The organism is Anaerococcus sp. Marseille-Q5996 (assembly GCF_946893725.1).
Classification (GTDB): domain Bacteria; phylum Bacillota; class Clostridia; order Tissierellales; family Peptoniphilaceae; genus Anaerococcus; species Anaerococcus martiniensis.
In genome coordinates, this window is record NZ_CAMPPE010000005.1 from 142,028 (window position 1) to 163,473 (window position 21,446).

At 33.4% G+C, this 21,446-nt stretch carries 21 protein-coding genes and 1 rRNA gene; 5 read left to right on the forward strand and 17 right to left on the reverse strand.

The genetic code is table 11. From position 1 onward, the window contains the following. Positions 1-217: 217 nt before the first annotated feature. From OC526_RS07510 to OC526_RS07535, 6 genes are all read right to left on the reverse strand, one after another. Positions 218-838 (reverse strand): superoxide dismutase, encoded by a 621-nt coding sequence (locus OC526_RS07510; protein WP_262123222.1) that lies wholly within the window; start codon positions 836-838, stop codon positions 218-220. 118 nt (positions 839-956) lie between these two features. Then, positions 957-1,685, reverse strand: coding sequence for a TlpA family protein disulfide reductase (locus OC526_RS07515; protein ID WP_262123223.1), 729 nt, complete (start codon positions 1,683-1,685; stop codon positions 957-959). Next, positions 1,669-2,532, reverse strand: coding sequence for a 4Fe-4S binding protein (locus OC526_RS07520; protein WP_262123225.1), 864 nt, complete (start codon positions 2,530-2,532; stop codon positions 1,669-1,671). Before OC526_RS07520 ends, OC526_RS07515 begins: the two co-directional genes overlap by 17 nt. Continuing rightward, complete coding sequence (locus OC526_RS07525; protein WP_262123226.1) at positions 2,525-2,671, reverse strand: CD1871A family CXXC motif-containing protein; 147 nt, start codon at positions 2,669-2,671, stop codon at positions 2,525-2,527. The genes OC526_RS07520 and OC526_RS07525 overlap by 8 nt, the downstream gene beginning before the upstream one ends. Positions 2,672-2,707: 36 nt before the next feature. Next, positions 2,708-3,823 (reverse strand): sensor histidine kinase, encoded by a 1,116-nt coding sequence (locus OC526_RS07530; protein WP_262123227.1) that lies wholly within the window; start codon positions 3,821-3,823, stop codon positions 2,708-2,710. Then, positions 3,813-4,484, reverse strand: coding sequence for a response regulator transcription factor (locus tag OC526_RS07535; RefSeq protein WP_262123228.1), 672 nt, complete (start codon positions 4,482-4,484; stop codon positions 3,813-3,815). The genes OC526_RS07530 and OC526_RS07535 overlap by 11 nt, the downstream gene beginning before the upstream one ends. 393 nt (positions 4,485-4,877) lie before the next feature. Between OC526_RS07535 and OC526_RS07540 the strand changes: the two genes are divergently transcribed. Together OC526_RS07540 and OC526_RS07545 are read left to right on the forward strand one after the other, a co-directional pair. Then, complete coding sequence (locus OC526_RS07540) at positions 4,878-6,011, forward strand: hypothetical protein (protein WP_262123230.1); 1,134 nt, start codon at positions 4,878-4,880, stop codon at positions 6,009-6,011. A gap of 13 nt (positions 6,012-6,024) precedes the next feature. Continuing rightward, positions 6,025-7,380: an aspartate aminotransferase family protein gene (locus OC526_RS07545; RefSeq protein ID WP_262123233.1), complete on the forward strand. Its 1,356-nt coding sequence runs from the start codon at positions 6,025-6,027 to the stop codon at positions 7,378-7,380. A 123-nt stretch (positions 7,381-7,503) separates the two neighbouring features. On the opposite strand, the gene OC526_RS07550 is transcribed toward OC526_RS07545, so the two are convergent. From OC526_RS07550 to OC526_RS07580, 7 genes are all read right to left on the reverse strand, one after another. After that, entirely contained in the window at positions 7,504-8,223 is a 720-nt protein-coding gene (locus tag OC526_RS07550; protein ID WP_262123234.1) for a TIGR03915 family putative DNA repair protein, read from the reverse strand. Between the two features lies 1 nt (position 8,224). Further along, entirely contained in the window at positions 8,225-9,466 is a 1,242-nt protein-coding gene (locus tag OC526_RS07555) for a putative DNA modification/repair radical SAM protein (protein ID WP_262123236.1), read from the reverse strand. A 158-nt stretch (positions 9,467-9,624) separates the two neighbouring features. Then, entirely contained in the window at positions 9,625-10,395 is a 771-nt protein-coding gene (locus tag OC526_RS07560; RefSeq protein WP_262123237.1) for a sugar phosphate isomerase/epimerase family protein, read from the reverse strand. 1 nt (position 10,396) lies between these two features. Beyond that, the gene (locus OC526_RS07565; protein ID WP_262123238.1) at positions 10,397-11,479 is read right to left on the reverse strand and encodes an ABC transporter ATP-binding protein; all 1,083 of its coding nucleotides are present in this window, start codon (positions 11,477-11,479) and stop codon (positions 10,397-10,399) included. Further along, positions 11,480-12,298 carry a carbohydrate ABC transporter permease gene (locus tag OC526_RS07570; protein WP_262123239.1) on the reverse strand — a complete coding sequence of 273 codons (819 nt, stop codon included), beginning with the start codon at positions 12,296-12,298 and terminating at the stop codon, positions 11,480-11,482. It abuts the gene before it with no gap. Further along, positions 12,288-13,160, reverse strand: a complete 873-nt coding sequence (locus OC526_RS07575) for a carbohydrate ABC transporter permease (protein WP_262123241.1) — start codon at positions 13,158-13,160, stop codon at positions 12,288-12,290. The genes OC526_RS07570 and OC526_RS07575 overlap by 11 nt, the downstream gene beginning before the upstream one ends. A 3-nt stretch (positions 13,161-13,163) precedes the next feature. Further along, positions 13,164-14,588 carry an ABC transporter substrate-binding protein gene (locus OC526_RS07580; RefSeq protein WP_262123243.1) on the reverse strand — a complete coding sequence of 475 codons (1,425 nt, stop codon included), beginning with the start codon at positions 14,586-14,588 and terminating at the stop codon, positions 13,164-13,166. Between the two features lie 266 nt (positions 14,589-14,854). Between OC526_RS07580 and OC526_RS07585 the strand changes: the two genes are divergently transcribed. The 3 genes from OC526_RS07585 (at position 14,855) to OC526_RS07595 (ending at position 16,911) form a co-directional block, all read left to right on the forward strand. After that, a complete protein-coding gene (locus OC526_RS07585; RefSeq protein ID WP_262123245.1) occupies positions 14,855-14,992 on the forward strand; it encodes a hypothetical protein in 138 nt (45 codons plus the stop codon). Between the two features lie 94 nt (positions 14,993-15,086). Then, the gene (locus OC526_RS07590) at positions 15,087-15,809 is read left to right on the forward strand and encodes a hypothetical protein (RefSeq protein WP_262123247.1); all 723 of its coding nucleotides are present in this window, start codon (positions 15,087-15,089) and stop codon (positions 15,807-15,809) included. 193 nt (positions 15,810-16,002) lie between these two features. Then, positions 16,003-16,911, forward strand: coding sequence for a hypothetical protein (locus OC526_RS07595; protein WP_262123249.1), 909 nt, complete (start codon positions 16,003-16,005; stop codon positions 16,909-16,911). 31 nt (positions 16,912-16,942) lie between these two features. Here the strand turns inward: OC526_RS07595 and OC526_RS07600 are convergent, their stop codons facing one another. The 4 genes from OC526_RS07600 to rrf all read right to left on the reverse strand — a co-directional run bounded on the left by OC526_RS07600 (position 16,943) and on the right by rrf (position 21,438). After that, positions 16,943-17,668, reverse strand: a complete 726-nt coding sequence (locus tag OC526_RS07600) for a hypothetical protein (RefSeq protein ID WP_262123250.1) — start codon at positions 17,666-17,668, stop codon at positions 16,943-16,945. Between the two features lie 399 nt (positions 17,669-18,067). Continuing rightward, positions 18,068-20,164 (reverse strand): heavy metal translocating P-type ATPase, encoded by a 2,097-nt coding sequence (locus OC526_RS07605; RefSeq protein WP_262123251.1) that lies wholly within the window; start codon positions 20,162-20,164, stop codon positions 18,068-18,070. Positions 20,165-20,174: 10 nt separating this feature from the next. Beyond that, complete coding sequence (locus OC526_RS07610) at positions 20,175-20,630, reverse strand: CopY/TcrY family copper transport repressor (protein WP_262123253.1); 456 nt, start codon at positions 20,628-20,630, stop codon at positions 20,175-20,177. Positions 20,631-21,321: 691 nt separating this feature from the next. Then, a 5S ribosomal RNA gene (rrf, locus tag OC526_RS07615) occupies positions 21,322-21,438 on the reverse strand. Positions 21,439-21,446 lie beyond the last annotated feature (8 nt).

The following is a 21,446-nucleotide window of genomic DNA, read 5'->3' on the forward strand; positions in this document are numbered from 1 at the left end:
ATTTATTGTATGTATATCATTACAAGCTTATTATAACATGCAAAGATATAAAAAGAAAATATAATCACAATAATTTTTAAAACGTTAATATAGTCTAGCAAACTTTCTCAGTATTTTTCAATCTTAATTAAATAAAGTAATAATGTGATAAATTTATAGCAATCTTAGGCAAATTAAAACCGCTGGAAATTTCCAACGGTTTTTTTATGCTTGTTAATTATTTGCAAGTACCGCCTTTTTGGTATCGTTCTTCGATTACATCCCAGTTTACAACTTTCCACCATTCTTCTAGGTATTTTGGTCTAGCGTTTTGGTAGTCTAGGTAATAAGCGTGTTCCCAAACGTCATTACCTAGGATGCCTTGTTTACCTTCTAGGATTGGATTGTCTTGATTTTTTGTAGAGATGATTTCTAATTCTCCATCATTTAGAACTAACCATGCCCAACCTGAACCGAATTGTCCTTTTCCTGCTGCTTCAAATTCTTTTTTGAATTCTTCAAATGAACCGAATTTTTTATCGATTGCTTCTTTTAATTCACCAACTGGTTCGCTAGATCCACCTGGTTTCATTGTATTCCAGAATAGGTTGTGGTTTAAAACTCCGCCAAGGTTGTTGATAAGTTTTTGTTTTTTATCAGCATCATCTGTAATATCATCGATTGCTTTTAGTAGGCATTTTGGACATTTTTTTTCTTCATATCCTGTTCCTTCTAAAAGTTCATTAGCTGTATTAACATAAGACTTATGGTGTTTATCATGGTGGAATGTCATTGTTTCCTTTGATATAACTGGCTCTAGGGCGTCATATTCATAAGGTAATTCCATTAATTCTAACATAAAATCCCTCCTATTGGGTTATTTTTCATTTTTTCGTTTAGCTACTTGCCAACTTATTTTTATTATACCCAATAATGATTATTGTTATCAACTATTGTTTGTAAAATTAAAAAGCACCCTATTTGGATGCTTTTGATGACTCGATGGCCATTTTTATATTTTCTTTTAATTTAGCTTGTTGGTCTTCAGAAACTAGGGTTCCTTCGATTGGGTCACCTATAATATTTCCGTTTTTATCAACTACGATTGTTGTTGGGTAGACAAAGATGCCTTCTAGATATTCTTTCATATCTCCCTCATAGTCTACTGCAAGGGCCTTATAAGTCGGTTTTTTATCTTTTATGATTCTTTCATAGGCTTCTTTTGTAGACTCATCGTAATTTACATCTGTACACATTGATACAAAATCAACGCCATCTTCTTTTTTAAGTTCATCTGCCAAGTCATTTACTTCATCCATTTCTTCTATGCACGCTGAACAGCCTGTAAACCAAAGATTGATTACAGTTGCATCATTTTTTGCAATATCTTCCTTGCTATATGGATTGCCGTCTTGGTCTTTTGCTGTGAAATTTGGAAGCATTTTTTTATCTGCCATTTTTGTTGGATCTGTTTCTTCCATGGTCATATCTTTTTCATCTTTTGCTTCTTCTTTGTCAGCTTCTGGCATTTCTTTTTCATCTGCCTTTTGATCTTCATTTTTCATTTCGTCTTTGTTTTGCTCAGACATTTCAGTTTTTGTTTCATTTTTCATTTTTTCATCACTTGCTTGCTGGCTATTGTTTTGGCAAGCTGCTAGGGTTAAGCCTAGCATAATGATTGTATAAATATTATTTGCTTTTCTCATTTTCGCTCCTTTGTATAAAAGAGGAAGATATGGCTTTTGTCGGACAAGCTTTTGTACATTCATGACACCTAATACACTCTAAGTGTGCATTATTTTTTCTTATATCTACATCCATTTTGCAGACTTTTTCGCATTTGCCGCAGTCGATGCATTTATTTTTATTCACATCCATTTGATAAAATGAATATTTATTAAAAAATGAATAAAATGCACCCAGTGGGCAAATCCACTTACAAAATGGCCTATAAAATAAAATCGATAATATTATTGTCGCAACAAGTATCCCTAGCTTTAGGTTAAATAGATTTCCTAAGGCTAGCCTTAATGAAGGAGATTTAATCGCAAGAGGAATGGCTCCCTCGATTATTCCTTGTGGGCAGATATATTTGCAAAAATAGGGAGGAATTACTTCATATCTGCCTCTCATCACAAATGATAAGGCTATTATCAGGGAAAATAATATTATATATTTTATATATCTTAGGGGTTTTAACTTTTTGGTGGAGAGTTTTTTGCTAGGTATTTTGTGTAGTAAATCTTGGAACCATCCCATGGGACAGAAGAAACCACAGATGAGACGGCCAACCATTACTCCAAAAAATGCCATCATGCCAAAAACGTAATATGAAAACTTATATTTTTTTGACCCCATGACTGCTTGCATAGAACCTATTGGACATGATCCTGCTGCTCCTGGGCAGGAATAGCAATTAAGTCCTGGCAAGCATAATTTTTTTGTGCTTCCGCTGTAAATTTTGCCCTTAAAAAAGTTTGGTATATGGAAATTATAGGCCAAGGCGGTTAGGGCTTGAATTGTGTTGCGGCTGAGATTTTTTATCCTATCCAATGCCTATACACTCCAAACACAGGTTGATTGCCTTGGTAAATACACTATTGACTTCACCCCTATAAGCTCCATATACCACAAAGCTTATAGAAAGTACTAGTAAGATTTTGCTAATTATTTTTTTGTCCATTTCTATCATATCTTTACCTCGTAAATAATAATAGCAAATTAAATGTTAATTTTCTGTTAAGAATGAAATAATAAATTTACTGCCTGATGGATTGTTATCTAAAACCTTGATTTCAGCACCAAGTGAATCTACGATTTGCTTAGAAAGTGCAAGTCCTATACCAAATCCTTCCCCAGATCTAGAATTGTCTGCCTGGTAGAAAAGATCAAAAATTCTTTCTTTTTGCTCATCGGTCATACCAATGCCAGTATCTGCAATTTCAATTATTGTGCGATTTTTTTCCTTTTTTGTGATTATATCTATAGATCCATATTCCTTGTTATATTTGATAGAATTTTCGATGATATTAAATAAAAGTCTTTGAAGAAGGGCATCATCTGTTTGGATACACAAATCTTCATCTTTAATAAAGTTTACAATTAAATTTTTGCTGGCAATCCTATCTTCTAGGTCAAATAAAATTTCCTCAATTAGAGTTCCCAGATATACTTCAGTGATATTTAACTCTTGGTTTTTTGAAAACATCAAAACAGATTCTATTAAGCTTTTTAGTTTTTCAATATTTTGGTCAATTTTTTCTATAAAAATAGCTTGGTCTGGGCTAATATTTTTTCTTTTATAAACATCAACTTGGGCCTTCATAACTGCAACCGGAGTGCGCAATTCGTGGGCGACATTGGCTGAAAAATCTTTTTGCTTTCTATAGTCCCTATAAATTCTTGCCATTAATTGGTTAAAGTTTTTTGATAGGTCAACAATTTCACTTGACCCATCTTCGATTAATAGTTTTTCTGAAAAAGTTTCTGGTTTATTTATGTCAATTTTTGCAATATTTTGCTGTAATTTTTTGAGTGGCTCTAATATTTTTGAAATAATGAGGGCAAAAATTAAGGAGCCTATTATAATTACAATGCCAGTTACTACTATTGTATAAATCCTAAAATCTGCTGTAGATTGCAGGTGGGCATTATTTACAGTTACAACCACAGAATTGCTGTAAGATGGCATATATTTTTCAATTTGCCTTAGCATTTGTTCAGTCATTTGGATTTGTTTTTGGTTAATCATGTAGTTTGTAATGCTAATCATGGCTATAAAAATAATGACAACCGCAGTAATTAGCTTAAAAACTATGGATTTGTAGACCTTATCAGCTTTCATAAATCCTATAACCCTTGCCAATTACATTTTGAATCTTGTTTTCACCGCTTAGTTCCTTAATTTTCTTCCTTAAAGATGACATATGAACTCGAACTGAATTTGAAAAACTATCAGCATTTGAATCCCAAACATGGTCAATCAGCTCTTCGCTGGATACAAATCTCTCCTTATTCAAAAATAAATATTCCAAAATTCCAGTCTCTTTTTGGGTTAAATTTATTTTTTGATTATCAACAAAGGCCTCGCGGCTGGCTGTGTCAAATTTCATATTTCCAGCTTCTAGAATTGTTGATTCAGTTACAGATTTACGACGTAAAAGTGCTCGCATACGGGCATCAAGTTCCTTTAAATCAAAGGGCTTTACCATATAATCATTGGCTCCAAAATCTAAACCCTTGACCCTATCGTCAATGTCAGACCTTGCAGTGAGCATAATTATATTTACTTCTTGGTTAAATTTCCTAATTTCATCAAGGACTTCGAATCCATCTTTTTTTGGCAAATTTATATCAAGGATTACAATATCATAATTTTCTATATAAGCCATTTCAATGGCCTGATCGCCATCACTAGCCTTATCAACCGCATAACCATACATGGTTAGGCCTTCTTCTAGTAAATTTATTAAATCTAAATCATCTTCTACGACTAAAACACGCATAATTACCTCCATTTTAATATGATTATAGCACATGGATGGGTTAATTTTTGGTAAAGAAAATTATTTTAAAGGCTAATCTAAAAACCTTTCTAAATTTTATAATTAAATAATTATAGATTTTTTTAAATAATATTTGACTTTATTATTCTAAAGAGTTATAATTTCATTAAATAAAAAATTAAAAGAGGTCGCAAAATGCATGTTTCAAATCTTCATATAGTTTTCATTATCAATATTATTATATAAGAGGCTAATTTTATAGGTTATTTTTATTCATAAAATAATTAATAGAATTGGTCCTATTTGCGCTTTTAAAAAACATGAATGGGACCTCTTTAAGACTCTCATTCAAATTGAATGGGAGTTTTTTTATTTTATTTAGGAGGAATTAATATGGAAAGTAAGAGGATATTTGAGTCATCAAATAGCGTAGAGAAAGTTAGTTTTAGAAATGTAATGAGAGTCGCGGGTGCGGTTATTGCCTTTTTGATTGGATCTGGTTTTGCATCTGGTCAGGAAGTTTTTCAATTTTTAACCGTTTATGGATATAGGGGCTTAATTGGGTCATTAATTGCAATGGTTCTTTGCTGCTGTGTAGCTGGAATTTTAATGTCTTATGGGTATAGAACTAAAGATAATGAAAATTCTAGTCCCTACTTTCATTACTTGGGCAAGTATTTTGGTAAATTTATGACCTATTATACTCCCTTTTTTGCATTTTTAATTTTGATAGTAATGGTTTCTGGGACAGGAGCTACTCTAAAACAATATTTTGGTCTAGATCCTAGACTTGGAACAGTGGCTATGGCTATTATTATAAGCTTGGTCGCCCTACTTGGTTTAACAAAGGTGGTAGATGTAATTTCTTTGATAGGTCCTGGCCTTATAATTTTTACATTGACAATTGCAATTTATACTTTAATTACAAATCCAGGTGATTTTGCATCTGCAGACCAGGTTTTAAGTAATCTAAAGGATGTACCTTATGGGGCTGGCAATTCGCGATCATATTGGTTGTTGGCTGCAGTTTTATTTGTTGCTTACAATATAGTTGCAGGTGTTCCTTTTATTGTCGAACTTGGATCAAAAGAAGTTACTAGCAATAAGGAAGCTTGGATTGGCGGAATTGTTGGTGGAGTTGGACTTATGTCAGCAGCACTTGCCCTAAATTTAGCAATGCTTGGCCATGTTGAAGAGTTGGTAAATGCTGAAGTGCCAGTTATAACTTTAGCTCAAAAAATGAGTCCTGCCGTAAGTTTTATATTTGTTATAATTTTATTAGCGGGCATATTTTCAACATCTGTTCCCATGCTTTTGACAGTAACAAATACATTAACGAAAGAAAATACCAAAAAATCCACAAAAAATATGCTAATAATCCTAGTTGCCTTCCTAGCCCTAGTCGGTGGACAATTACCCTTTGGCAAGCTAGTAGGTTTAGTATATCCATTTACAGGATATTTTGGTATAGCAATGATAGTTTTATTTATAGTAAAAGAGTTTAAAGAAAGAAAAGAAAGAGAATAAAGGAGAAAATCAAATGGAAAATTTAAGAAATAATGAAAAATCTGTGGAAATGGTAAAAAAATCTGACCAAGTCTATGCTAGCGCTGGTCAAATCCGCTATTTTGATATATGCCTAGATTCTGCCAAGGGAGCTATCCTTAAAGATATGGATGGAAATGAATACATTGACCTATTAGCAACCGCCTCTGCAATGAATGTCGGCCACTCCCACCCAAAGGTTTTAGCAGCTATGAAAGAGCAAATGGAAAGATTATTGCACTACACACCAGCCTACTTTTATAATCCAAAGGTTGAAGAATTGGCCAGAAAATTAATCGAATCCACACCAGGAGACTTTGAAAAAAGGGTTATATTTGGTAATTCTGGATCAGATTCCAATGATGCGATGATGAAATTTTCTAGGGCCTACACAGGAAAACAAACAATAGTATCATTTACCGGATCCTACCACGGATCTACATATGGTTCTATGACCCTATCAGCAGTTAGCTTAAATATGAGAAGAAAGATGACTCCCCTTGTTTCAGGGGTCGAGTATATGCCTTTTCCAAATACCTACGACAGAAGAGAAAATGAAAGCGAAACAGAATTTGTAGACAGATATTGGCAGTATTTTGAAGACGCACTAAATACCTATCTGCCAGCAGATGAAATAGCAGGTGTAATAATAGAGCCAATCCAAGGTGATGGAGGATTTTTAAAGGCCCCACAAGAATATATGGATAGGTTATATAAATTTACAAGAGAAAATAATATCGTATTTGCAGTAGATGAAGTAAACCAAGGTCTAGGCAGATCTGGAAAAATGTGGTCAATAGAACACTTCAACATAGAACCAGATATATTAACCACTGCCAAATCCCTTGCATCAGGCATGCCTCTTTCAGCAATTGTCGGAAGAAAAGAAATAATGGATAGCCTAGAAGCACCAGCCCATGTATTTACAACCGCTGGAAATCCTGTTTGCTGTGCAGCTGCCCTTGCAAGTTTTGATGTAATAGAAGAAGAAAATCTAATAGAAAAATCTAGAAAAGACGGAGAATATGTAAGAGAACGCTTTGAAAAAATGCAAGAAAAATATCCAATAATAGGCGATGTCAGAATATATGGCCTAAACGGTGGAATCGAACTAGTTAAAGACCAAAAAACCAAGGAAGCAGACTCAGAAAGTGCATCAAAATTAATCACATATTTAAAAGACAATGGAGTCTTAATGATAACAGTAAAGGGAAATGTTTTAAGATTCCAACCGCCACTAGTAATAACAAGAGATCAAATAGACAAGGCCCTAGATACCATAGAAAATGGACTTTCTGAGCTTGAAAAAGGAAATCTAAAGCTAGATGATGATAAAAAAATAGGCTGGTAAAATAAAAAGTAAAATGAAATATTTAAACTCAAAAGGACTAGGTTATGGTTAACCTAGTCCTTTTTGAAGACTTTGGCAAAATATAACTTAAATTAATCCTATACCACGAATTATCCTAGGACTTTAATTCTTTTCAGGCAGGTATTTCCAATATTTTTTTGGCATATTTGCTTGCATTAATTTTTCATTCTTTCGCTCATCTATGCCAATCGCTTCATAAAAGCCTCGCCATGCGTCCTTAAAAATTGCTTCTTTATCGCTATCTTCTGCATTCATTTCCAAGATTTCAACTTCCTCATATTTTCCAAACTCACAAAGGCTTGCTTTTTGACGGTTTTTGTCAAAAATTATAAATTTTTCAGCCGGCATTCTTTTTAAAAAGTGCTGGGTGATGTGGAGCAAAACATCATTTTCAGGTGTGATTTCTGCTAAGAGATAATTATCCTGAATTTCTCTAAATCTTGTAAAGCCCTTGTAAACATGGACTTCATGGTTAAATTTGTGGACTATCCTATTAAATAAAACTGCAGATTTTTTGGCAGATCCTAGGTAGGCATTTCCAAAAACTAGGCATGATTTGGTCGTTACTGCAATTATTTCTTCTTTTTTAGGGTGTATAGATTTAAAAACCTTAAAGCAATTTGCTAAAAATTCCTCACCAATATTCTCTCTAATGCTTGTAATCACTCGCTCAGACTTTGCTAGGTCAGTTTCAATTAGCTCACTTTCCAAAAAATTTACCTGCTTACTTTCAGTTTTTATTTCGCAGCTAGCAATTTCCTTGTATTTTTCAAATATAACTGTAAAAAGCCCGTCTAGGGTCCCGTCGTAATAATAAATCATCTTAACCCACATCAAACATTGAAAGTTGCTGGTAATTTTTTGTATCTGGTGCACTCATCAAAACTTTTAGGTCATTTTTATCCCTAAATTTTAGCCCCCTATAAACTCCATTTACCAAAATAAAATGTTTAGCTCTTTTGGTTGAAATTTTAAGAGCCCTTAGGCTATCATAAGTTAGTTTTCTAAATTGTCTGGCCTCGATGATGCGATTTGCATAAGTCCTCCCAAATCCAGGTACCTTCATCAACTCAAAATATGAAGCTGTATTTATTTCAATCGGAAATCTTTCTATATTATTTATGGCCCAATTGCTCTTTGGATCTATTGATAAATCAAAGTTTGCATCATTTTTAGAAAGTAAATCATCAGCCTTAAAGCTATATCCTCGCATCAAAAAATCTGCTTGATAAAGTCTGTGTTCTCTTAAAAGCGGAGCTTTGTCAATGCCTTGGGTAAACTTTGATTTTACAACCGGTACAAATCCTGAATAATATACACGTTTTAAGGCATAATCACTGTATAATTTTTCACTAGTTTTTATAATCTCAAGGTCAGATTCACGGCCTGCACCAATAATCATTTGAGTTGTTTGGCCAGCTGGCAAAAACTTTGGAATATGGGCAAATTTCTTCCTATCTTCCCCATAAACCATCATTTCATTTTTCACATCACCCATGGGCCTTGTTATATCTGCGATTTTTTTCTCAGGTGCTAAAATTGACAGTGCCTTTTGGCTAGGCAGTTCAATATTTATGGACATCCTGTCAACCAAAAGCCCCATTTTTTTGACCAAATCTTGACTAGATCCAGGTATGGCTTTCATGTGAATATATCCATTAAAATTGTATTTATATCGCAAAATCTCTGCAACTTTAACCAATCTTTCCATGGTATAATCTGGATTTTTTATTATACCAGATGATAAAAATAATCCCTCTATGTAATTTCTACGATAAAAATTCATAGTAAGATTAGCCACTTCCTCAGGGCTAAAAGTTGCCCTCTGAGTGTCATTTTCCCTACGATTTATGCAGTATTCACAATTATATATGCAGCCATTGGTCATAAGGATTTTTAAAAGTGAAATACACCTACCATCTTCAGAATAAGAATGGCATATCCCACCCATTGACCCATTACCAAGGCCATTATTTTTATTTTTCCTATTAGATCCGCTAGATGAACAAGAAACATCATACTTAGCCGCATCCGCAAGAATCTCTAATTTTTCTCTAATATCCATAGTAATTCCTCAAAATATTTTCACTAATGGAATCTCTCGTGTGGTAAAACTTATTATACCATATAGGTCACTTATTGTCTATAAGGATTTTTTAATAAGTAAATTAAAAAACGAGCTCATATAAGCTCGTTTCTTAAAGAGATTTTTCTTTTTGGGGATCATTTTAAGTATTCAAGCAGTTGCTTAATATCTTCCACAACTATATCTTCTTTGCCTTCATAAGTTGCATTGTACTCAAGAACTATATCTGCATCTGGTGTATATTTTTTGTATAAATTTACAAAATCTTTTAATTCATCGTAATCTTTCGATACACTTAAATGTTGATCATGAAGTCCGTCATTTGTATGGATATGATAGGAAACAATTTTGTCTGAAAGTTTTTCAATCACATTTTCTAAATTCCAGCCATTAGCTTTTACATGACCAATATCTATTAGTGCATTTTCTTCCCTAATTCTTAGAGTTTCTATAAATTCTTCTTCATCAAATAGCGAATTTTTTTTTACTCCTGCATTTTCTATTACTAATGGTGTTTGAGACCAGCCCTTAATTTCATCCAAGTTTTCAAAGGCATTTTTTATCATTTCTTCTTTGCCCTCTATAGTTTTATTGTTGGTATGGAAAACTATATATTTAGGATTAAGTAATTTGTCAAATTCTAATGATTGCTTATAAAGTTCAATAGTTCTATTATACAAGTCGCTTCCTTTAGGAGCACTGTGGTCTGTTTCTAAATATGGTCCATGAAAAGTGATAGAATATTCTTTTAACTTTTCTATATTATCATTAACTTCGCTAACGAAATCTTCTGAATTATTGAAAATAAATAATTCAATTCCTACTTGATTTTTATCAAAATGATCTAGGATTTTTGTTACATTCATGACACTTTCTGGTTTGTACATATTTGTGCTTATATAAATCATCTTATCTCCTTGTAATGTTTTCCTGACTATCATAGTCAAATAGATTAATAGATTTTTCTGGAAAAGCTATATTTATTTCATCTCCCTCTCTTATTGAGTGATTCTCTGATGTAAGACATGCAGTTGCATCAGCCAAGTCAAAATAATAAGCAGTTATGGAACCTAGGTTTTCAAGATATTTTACCTTAACTCTTAAACTGTTCTCTGTGTCAGATTCTACTAATTTTATGTTTTCTGGTCTAATTCCTAGGTAATATTTTTTATTAGGAGTTGTATCAATTGATGGTAACAATTCTTCTTTTACTTTAATTCTACGTTCTTGATCAAAAATTAAATCTCCCCCATCGAAAGATACTAGGAATACATTCATTGGAGGCGAACCGATAAATTTAGCAGTAAATACATTAGACGGATTGTAATAAATTTCGTCTGGACTTCCAACCATTTGAATTTGACCAGCATTCATTAAAACAATTTTTTGAGCAACTGTCATCGCTTCCACTTGGTCATGAGTTACATAAACAAATGTCATGTTAAAGTTATCATGAAGTCTGACTAATTCACGACGTGCTTGAAGCCTTAGTTGAGCATCTAAGTTTGAAAGTGGTTCATCCAATAAAAGATATGATGAGTTTTTAGCAACTGCACGTGCAAGTGCAACTCTCTGTCTTTGACCACCAGATAATTGATTTGGTTTTCTATCGCTATATTCTTCTAGAGCTAGCATATCCAAAACATTTTTTAACCTACGTTCAATTTCACTTTTATCAACTTTATTAGCTTTTAGACCATAAGTTATATTTTCTTTTACAGTCATATGAGGATACAGGGCATAATTTTGAAAAACCATGGAAACGTCGCGATCACCAGGAGCTACATCATTAACTACTCTATCATTCATGATTAATTTCCCGCCTGAAATTTCTTCAAGACCTGCAATCATTCTTAGAGTAGTTGATTTTCCACAGCCTGATGGACCAAGTAATATTACTCTTTCACCTGGTTCTACTTTTAGATTTAGATGGGGTATTACTACATTGTCCCCATATCTTTTTTCTACATTATCAAATATAATTTCTTTCATCTATTTTACTCCTGAACTTGCATAGGTTCCTATAATATATCTTTGGAAAATTAGATATAGAACAATTGGTAAACTCATAGTAATAACTGACACTGCCATTGCAATAGGAAAATCAGTTCCTCCTTCTGCAGACATAAACATTTGTAAAGCAAGTGGCAGAGTAAAATTATCACGTGATTTTAAAATCAAGGTTGGCCATACAAATTCATTCCACGAATTTATATAAAACATTATGCCAGATGATACTACCGCTGGAGATACAATAGGAAAAATTATATCTTTCATAATATGAAAATCGGATATATTATCCATTTTTGCAGCTTCTATTAATGATTTTGGGATGGTTCTCATAGCCTGTCTTATTAGAAATATACCTGCTACATCAGCAAACTGAGGTAAAGCTACCCCTATTAATTTATCAGCTAATCCAAGTTTTGAGATCATTAGATAATTTGGAACCATTGTTACTGTAAATGGTATAAACATTGTCATAAGCATTAGAAAATAGATAATATTTTTACCTTTAAAATCAAAATAAACTAGACCATATGCTGCTAGTACGCTAGTTACAAGTTTAAAAATAGTAACTGTTGTTGAAATAAAAAATGAATTGCCTATTATTTTTTTTATTGGAAGTCTTTCAGCTACATATTTAAATGAATCTAATGTAGGATTTTCTGGGATAATGCCCATAATGTTATTTGCACTTTCTTGCATAGTTTTAAAAGAATTTGAAATTGCAAAAACTATTGGGAATATCATGAGTATTACGAAAATTAATAAAATTAGATGAGTTAACCATTCATTTTTAGTTTTCATAATATACTCCTTTTTCTATATATTTATATTCTAAGAATAATAAAACAGCAAAAATAAGCATAGTTATCATAGATAAAGCTGCACTTACTCCAGTTCTATAATACACAAAAGCCTCATGATATGATTGGTAAATCAAATTTGATGAAGCATAGTTTGGCCCCCCTTGAGTAACCACTTTTATCGGCGTAAATATATATTGTAGTCCTTGAACAATTGATGTAATTAGGACATAAATACCTGTTGCTGATGACATTGGTATTACAATGTCAGTAAATAATTTAAAATTACTAATTCCTTCTAGTTTTGCAGCCTCTATTACTGAAGTGTCTACTCCCAATATTCCTCCCAAAAGAACAATATAGTTATATCCAAAACTCTTCCACGAAGCTATTAATGATAGCCCTGCTATTACCCAACCATCAGTTTTTGACCAATTTGGCATAGCAAGTCCTATCTTTTTAAGAATGATTGCCACAGGTCCTGCTACTGGGTTTAGAATCCAGACAAAAAGTATTGAACCTATAACTAGTGACAATATAGAAGGCAGAAAGAATGCTTTTTTATAGAAATTTTGAAATTTACTGATCATAAAACGGGATATAAAGGCTAATATATAGGGAATGACAAAATTCATCAAAAGCATAATAATTATATAAATAAATGTATTTATAAAAATTTTTCGTAAAATTGGATCACTTAATACAAGTGTATAATTAGATAAACCTACAAATTGCTTTGTAGGTTTAATCATATTCCAATCGAAAAAACTTAAATACAAGGTATATAGAAATGGTGCGAAGACAAATACTGCAAAAGCAAGTAATGCCGGAAGCATTAATATATATGGTTTAAGTTTTTTCATTTTTTACTCCATTATGCGGTTAATTTCCTCTTGAGCTTGGGTCATTGCATCTTTTGCTGATTGTTGACCGCCAAATATTTTATCTCTCATGTCAAGAAGCATTTGTTCAGCTTGTAGTCCTGCATCACCTGGGAATGAAGCCCATGGTGCTACATATGGCATTTGTTCTATAGCTGGTTTCATGAGTTCATTTCCAGCTAAGAACTCTTTAAGTCCATTTGGATCTTCATCAACACCTTTTCTTGGAGGAACATATCCAGTTCCTTCAGTCCAAGCTGCCATTGATTCTACGCTATAAAGGAACTTTTCAAATTCCCATGCAGCTGCAATCTGTTTTGGATCTTTTGCTGTGATTGCAAGCATTGATCCTCCTGCAGGTAACTTTCTTTCTTTATCTCCAAATGTTGGTGAAAGTGTTGTTTCTACTTTAAATTGAGCACCTTTTTCTACTGCAGCTCTTTTCGCTATTGTTGTGTAGTACAAAGCTATTTCTCCATTAGTAAAGGCTTGAAGACCTTCATCAAATCCAAGATGAGCTGCTGATTTATCTTCATTTAGCATATCAGCCATAAGTTGCATAGCTTCAAAGCCTTCTTCTGTTGCAAAAGCAGCTTTTGGTTTTCCGTCTTCTAGTTCAATCATTTTTCCACCATTTGATTCAATCATAGCTTGTTGAGCCCAGAAGTCAGCTGGTTCTTGCTCATAGAAACCATATTTCCCAGTTTTTTCAGTTACTATTTTTGCATATTCTCTAATTTCTTCCCAAGTTTGTGGAGTTTTGTCGCCTAGGCCAGCTTCTTGCATTAAATCTCTATTAATATATAATACAGGGTTTGATAGAGAGTATGGAATGCCTACTTGGTCTCCATTGTTGTTTACAGCTAGATCAAGAACGTTAGGTAAGAAATTTTCTGTTAAGAAGTCTTTGTCATCTGGTGCGTATTGATCGATTGCATCTTGTGGTGACACATACTCAAAGTTATTTGAGAAGTATTCAAGAAAAGCCCAACCAACTTGGACAATATCAGGTGTCTTACCAGCTGCTTGCTCAGCTTGTAAATTTTGCATTAGCCCTTTATACATATCTGGGTTAAATCTAGCTACTACTTGGATATCATCATGTTCTTCATTGAATTTGTTTACTAGTTCTTCAACAGTTGTTCCACCTTGAGTTTCGGCGTTTACATGCCAGTACTCAATTGTAGTTACCTCTCCGTTATTTTCTTTAGTAGTTTCAGATGATTCTTTATTATCTTCACTAGCTACTTCACTTGATTCTATATTATCTGTATTATTAGTTTCTACAGTTTGAGTTGTTGAATCAGAAGCGTTATCATTTGTGGTGGTTTGATTATTACCACAAGCACTAAAACTTGCTAACATAAGTATACTTAGAGCAAGATTTGATAATTTTTTTATATTGACCACATTTTTCTCCTTTATCAATTATTATGTGTACATTTTAATTATTATTTATAAATTTAGTTTCAAATCAATGTAAAATACTTGTAAAATATTTGTGCGTTAATAATAAACATAAAATAGAAAAATAAATGATAGAAATTAACTACTTTTGCATTTTTTAACCATCATAAAACTTTACCTTGAAAAATTACTAGTTAACTTTCTTTGCAAAGCGGGTATATCTTTTGTAATAATAGGTTGATAGTGCTTATCATTTGAAGGCGGAGGGTATGCTTTTACAAAAATTTAGAAATGTAGTTTTTGCTTCAATTATCGTTGCTAGCTTGGCTTCTTGCGCAAATCAAGGTGCTAATGATAATTCTATGCAAGAATCTAGTAAAAATCGTAAGAGAAGGGATTTTATATGAATTGATGATGGTTTCTGGTGAACAAAATTAAAAATTATCAATTTTAGATTTATTTTTCCTAAAAAAAGGGTAAAATAAGCTAAGGAGGATTAAAATGAAAATTAATACTTTTAACAAAACACTACTTGCAGCTTTCATGGCCGTTAGCCTTGCCGCATGTACAAACTCAGGAACTCCTGAATCAAGTGCAGCTGAAAATACAGCCGTAAGCACAGAAGCAAGCGAAGAAAATAAAGATATAATTGAAGAATCAATAACAGAAGATAGCGAAAATAACAAACCAGCAGAAGAAAAAGAGTCTGTTGACAAAAGTGAAGAAGAAACTGAAAACAAAGACTCACAAACTGCAGATAAAAAGGAAGAAAAAGATTCAACAATTGATGTAAAAAAAGAAGAAGAAGCCCAAGCATCAAATAAAGAGCAAAGCCAAGAAAATAATGACATCAAATACGAAGAACGTGATGGACTATATTTCTCTACTCTGGCAGCATCAAAAAATGGAGAGCGTGACGAAGAATTCAATTCTCCATATCTTGCAAATCTAAAAATTGAAGGCGACACTCTAACTGTTGAAGGAACTATTGACTATTTGGTAAATCCAGAAGATTTTGAAAGTGCTGAAAAATATGAAAATGCAGCTTACAATTTCAAGCTTAGCGATAATGTAACCCTTCAAGCTGTTGGTGGACTTGCAGAACCAGAATACTTCTCAAAAGAAGAATTCGTTGAATATTACCAAAAAGTTAAAGATTCAGGCCTAGCCCTAAAAATCGACGTTGAAAATGGAATAGTAACAACAGTTTCATTTGCTTCATAAAATAAAGCTCTTAAAGGTGATGTAGAAATACATCGCCTTTTTCTATGCCTATTTTAGTGAAAATTAAAATCATTGCTTTAAAAAAATTAATCCGGGTATAGAAATAATAAGTTTATACATTAAAGTATATAGCATATAATTAACATATTACTTTATCTTTTAATATTCCTATCAAAAATGGAAGGAGGAAAATATGAAAAACAAAATAAAGTTGGCCTTACTACTTGGATTATCACTTAGCTTTTTAGGAGCATGTAACAATCAAGATACATCTTCAAATCCAGATATAAAAAATGAATCGACTGTCTCAGAATCCGAAAATGAAGTAACTGATAAAAGGGAAAAAATTACTGAAAATAAAGAATCCAATCAAGTTTCCAAAGATAAAGAAAAAGAAGAAGTTGATAATAAAGACTTAAAAACTTCGGAAGAAAAGCAAGATGAAGAAAATGATGAAAATCAGTTAGATCAAGCATCCATAGACAAAGACAAGTTATTCGAAGAAATCAAAAACGAAAATGATAAAGTAATAAAAGTTCATATGCAGACAAATATAGAAGATACCTATCCAGATAGAAAAGAAAATGCAAGCTTTATTGCAGATCCAGTTTATGATGAAAATCAAAATATTATAAAGGGTGATACTAAAAAAGAATTGAGCAACGGCTACCTACAAGAAATAAAATTTGTTGAAAATGATGATAGCCGTGCCATGATTTTAGAAAGACAACCAGGAGAAGAAGAAACAAGTGTTTCAGATGTCAAAATTGAATCCTATGACATAAAACCAGACTACCACCGCCTAGTCCAAGCTATAATGGATATGAAAGATGAGCTAGAAGTTAGTGAGAATGCTGATTTTTACAAATTAGAGATTAAAGATAAGGCTATGGATATAATTAAATATGTCCAAGAAGAATATATAATTAATGTAAGTGATCTTGATCAAGATCAAATTGAAAAAACTATAGAAGTTGAAATAGACAAAGAAACAAAGCTACTCAAAAAATTTGCCCTAGGTCTTAAACCAAAAGTTAAAGAACTAGAAGGCAACAAGCTTACAGCAGAAACAACCCTAAGTGACCATGAATTAGGAAATTAAAAAAGAGTCCCAAATGGGATTCTTTTTTAATTTATCCACCAAGAATAGAAGAAAAGGCTAATTGATAACCCGCTCTAATAGCTAGATTTATAGAATTAACATGAGAAAACTGACTAGTATATATAACTGTAATGTCAGGATTTTCTTTTTGTGTTAGTACTGCTAAATTATTTATCAAAATTGGAGTAACTTCTCTGTATTTAGGAGAAAAATCAAACTTCTCAACACCAATATCCCACAAATATTTTGAATTTCGACTTGCCCCAGCAATAGCAATCAGCTTTTCACCATCATAATATGATAGGACAAGCTGGTCATCAAATATCTCCTCATCAAATGAAAAGGCAAATTTAACTAAACCCTTAAATTTATTATAATCCTTTTTATCAATTCTTTTAAATTCATAATCACTTTCAAACTTTGCAAAACTTGGCCTAGGAGCCATAATAGGACCCATATTATTTAAAGACATATCATACTTTTTCAAAATATTTTGTAGTTTAAAAATATTGTCCATTTCCATAAACCATGCAGCTGGGAAATCAAAATAAGTTTCTTCTAATTCATCCAATAATCTTTTGCTAGAAGAACGAACCAATAAGGAATTACCAACACAATTAATAGCAAGTTTATCTTGGTTGCAATACAAAAAATCAGCGTTGGACTCATTATAAATAAAGTGATTTTTCCCATCAAGTAAGACTTCAATCTTATTGTCAAAATCATTTTCTAATTGTCTTACTAGATTTAAATCCATATAAGCCTCCCTTTTTTTATGCCTGCAACAAGCTAAAATCTACTACATTTAAATATTTTTAATAAAATTAATTTCACTTTTAATATCGTACACATTTTAGAAAAAATAATCCAGACAAGCTTGGCTTATCTGGATTATCTTTGTTTTATTTTGATAATTCTAAAACTTGACTTTCTGGCATATCGTGCTCATAATTCCATGGGTCTTTTGATTCTGCATATCTAATAAATATAGAAATAAGAGCAAAGGCTGCTAGTAATTGGATTCCATAAGGGATAAATCCTTATTAGTGTGTTTGATTTTAGATTATACAAATAGGTGTGATAAACCCAGGTATTTATAAACTATAGTATTTTTATAGTTAAGGGGCTTCAATTATTAGATATGTTAACCGTCAATTTACTTTGTGTCTAATCTTAATAATATAGCATTAATTGCAACTATGACTGTTGACGCAGACATTAGAATTGCTCCTACTGCTGGACTTAATGTGAAGCCAATAGGGGCCAAAATTCCCGCAGCTAGAGGGATAGCTATAAAGTTATAGCCGGCTCCCCAAAAGAGGTTTTGTTTCATTTTACGAGTTGTTTTGTGTGCTAATTCAATGAATGATTCAATATCTCCTGGATCAGATTGAGTCAAGATGACATCAGCTGAATCCAGTGCCACTTGGGTTCCAGCACCGACAGCTATACCAACGTCTGCTAGGGCAAGAGAAGGGGCATCATTGACACCGTCACCTACCATGATAACTTTTTTTCCTTCATCTTTAAGTTCTTTTACTAATTCATACTTGTCTTGTGGAGATTGATTTGCTTTATATTCAATCCCTAAATCTTCTGATACACCTAAAGCCGCTTTTTCATTATCACCTGTTGCCATAATTGGTTGTATATTGTTCTTTTTAAGAGCTTGTACTAACTCTTTACTAGTTGATTTTAATTCATCCCCTAAAGCTACAGCAGCAATGGCATCATCATTTTCTACTAAGACACTGAGAGTTGCTCCTTTTGGAATATCCATATCCAGATTACGTCCGTATGCTTTTTGGCTGATTAATTGGTAACTATGGCCCTTGGCTTTACCTTCTACCCCAGCACCTGAGATCACATCAATCGAATCAAATGATACTGGACGTATATCTTGCTCTTCAGCGAAACTTATAATTGACTGAGCAATTGGGTGACTAGATCCTCCTTCAATACCTGCCAATAAGGCTATTATTTCTTCTTTTGTATATTTGTCATTAAAAAATTCAACATCTAATACTTTAAACTCACCAGTTGTTAAAGTACCTGTTTTATCTAAAATCATCACATCTGCATCTTGAGCTATTTCTAAGGATTCTCGGTCTTTTACTAGTAAACCACGGCTAGCTCCTAAGCTTGTGCTACGGGCGGTTACCAATGGAATAGCAAGACCCAATGCGTGCGGACAAGCTATAACTAATGTTGTGATAGCAAATTTTACTGCCGTTGGAATATCCGCTATAAGCATCCATACTACAAATGAAATTAACGCAACTATCACCGCAATATAGAATAGCCAGCCCGCAACTTTTTGTGCAATATTTTCTGCCCTGGAAGGCTGACTTTGAGCTTGGCTGATTAAATCTTGTACTTGAGAGATAAAGGACTTATCACCTGTCTCAAGTACTTTAATATAAAGAACCCCTTCCCCATTTGTTGATCCTCCGATCACTTCATCGCCAGGTCCTTTTTTAATTGACTTAGATTCCCCAGTCAAAAGAGCTTCATTTAGACGTGATTCTCCGCGCTCGATAGTTCCATCTGCCGGCACATTTTCTCCGGCTTGAACACGAATTAAATCACCTACCTTTAAGTCAGCAACTGGACGTGTTTCAATGGAATCGTCATCTAATACGACATGAGCATCTTTTGGTACTAGCTTAGCCAGTTCTTCTTGTGCATCTCCTGCTTCTCCAATAGCTTTCATCTCAATCCAGTGACCCAATAACATGATTAATAGTAATGAAGCAAATTCAAAGAAAAAATCCATCACCTGTTCACCTGTGAGGTAGCTAGCGATAACAGCATAAATACTATATAAATATGAAACACTTAAACCTAAAGAAACGAGAGCCATCATTCCAGGTTCTTTTTGTTTAAATTCGTCAACTGCCCCTTGATAGAATGGACGTCCACCATAAATAATTAATATAGTAGATAAAATAGCTACTATAATATCAGAATATGGAAAAGTAAACTGGAATGGTAGGTCAAACCCAGCCATAGGGGATAAGAGCATAATAATGATTCCTAGTGGCAATGACTTTAAGAAAAGTTCCTTAAAGTTTCCATGATGATGATGCTCATGCCCACTGTGCCCACCGTGGTCATGGCCAGCATGATGGTTGTGATGTTGATCCTTATTATGGTCTCTATGTTCTTCCGTGCTTACATTCACATGTTTTGAGTGATTCATGTCGCCGTGATTATGGTGACTATGGGACGTATGTTTGTTGTAATCCTTCATTTTTTGCTCCTTACTCTCCATGATGATTTAAATGGCATTCGCATTGTCCTTCTGGACAATTACATTCCACTTCTTCTACTGCGTTAGCTTTCTTCATCTCTAATATTTCTTCGAGTCGCTTAATATCATCAAAGCTTAAGACATGATCTTCAATGATGTTTCCTATTACATACCCGACTTTCTTTCGACAAATACGGTTAAAAATATCATCTGTATAATCTATTACGGCTTCTTTTTCTCCAATATTTGCAGTATAAATAAACTTTCTACCTTCTTGCTCCGTAGTTAGCATACCTTTTTCAACTAGTCTGCCTAAGATTGTTTTGATAGTGGATTGTGTCCAGTCCATTTTTTCTTTCAATATGGAGATAACTTTTTTACTAGTTACTCGACCATTCGCCCAAACTACGCGCATGACTTCCCATTCAGCATCCGTGATATGGATTTTAGATACTATTGTGCTCATTCACTTTCCCTCCTTAATTAATTATTGTTTACATTTGTAGACTTAGTTCTTAACATAAGTTTACCATTGTAAACTAATGATGTCAAGTACTTTTATAATATGTAATCAGTTATTATTGTCTATATTTTCTATTTCACTCAATATCAATTATAAGCTGACACTGATGTGATAACTCAAAAAAGTTATATAGGACCGATTTTCGTAGAGGGTGGAAGAGTTTTAAGTAAGCAAACAAGTTTTCGCGGACAGATGTATATTTATACTAAAAAAGACTCAGTCAAATGACTAAGTCTCTCGCTACGCTCGACCATTCCATGGAGAGCCCTCCATTAGCCGGACGGGCTAAGTTGGTGTATCCTATTAATAAAAAAGAACTAGTCAATTGACTAGTTCTCGCTTCGCTCGACCATTCCATGGAGGGTCCTCCACGAGCCGGACGGGCTAAATATTATTTGGCGATTTCTTACTCTACCGGGAGGTCACCCTCCGAATACCATCAGCGTAATGAGGCTTAACTTCTGTGTTCGGTATAGGCAAATATGCCTTGATTTGGGTCCAGGAGTTCAGACACCATCATTTGCCCCGGGAAGTAGCGCGGGAGCGCGGATAAGCCTTCGTAGAAGGCGACTTTTCGTGACAGGTGTATATTTTTTGTACTAAAAAAGACTTAGTCAAAAGACTAAGTCCAATTATTCAGCAGCTTCCTACTCTACCGGGAGGTCACCCTCCGAGTACCATCGGCGTTGCTAGGCTTAACTTCTGTGTTCGGTATGGGAACAGGTGTATCCCTAGCGCCATCGCCACTGTATTCTTGAC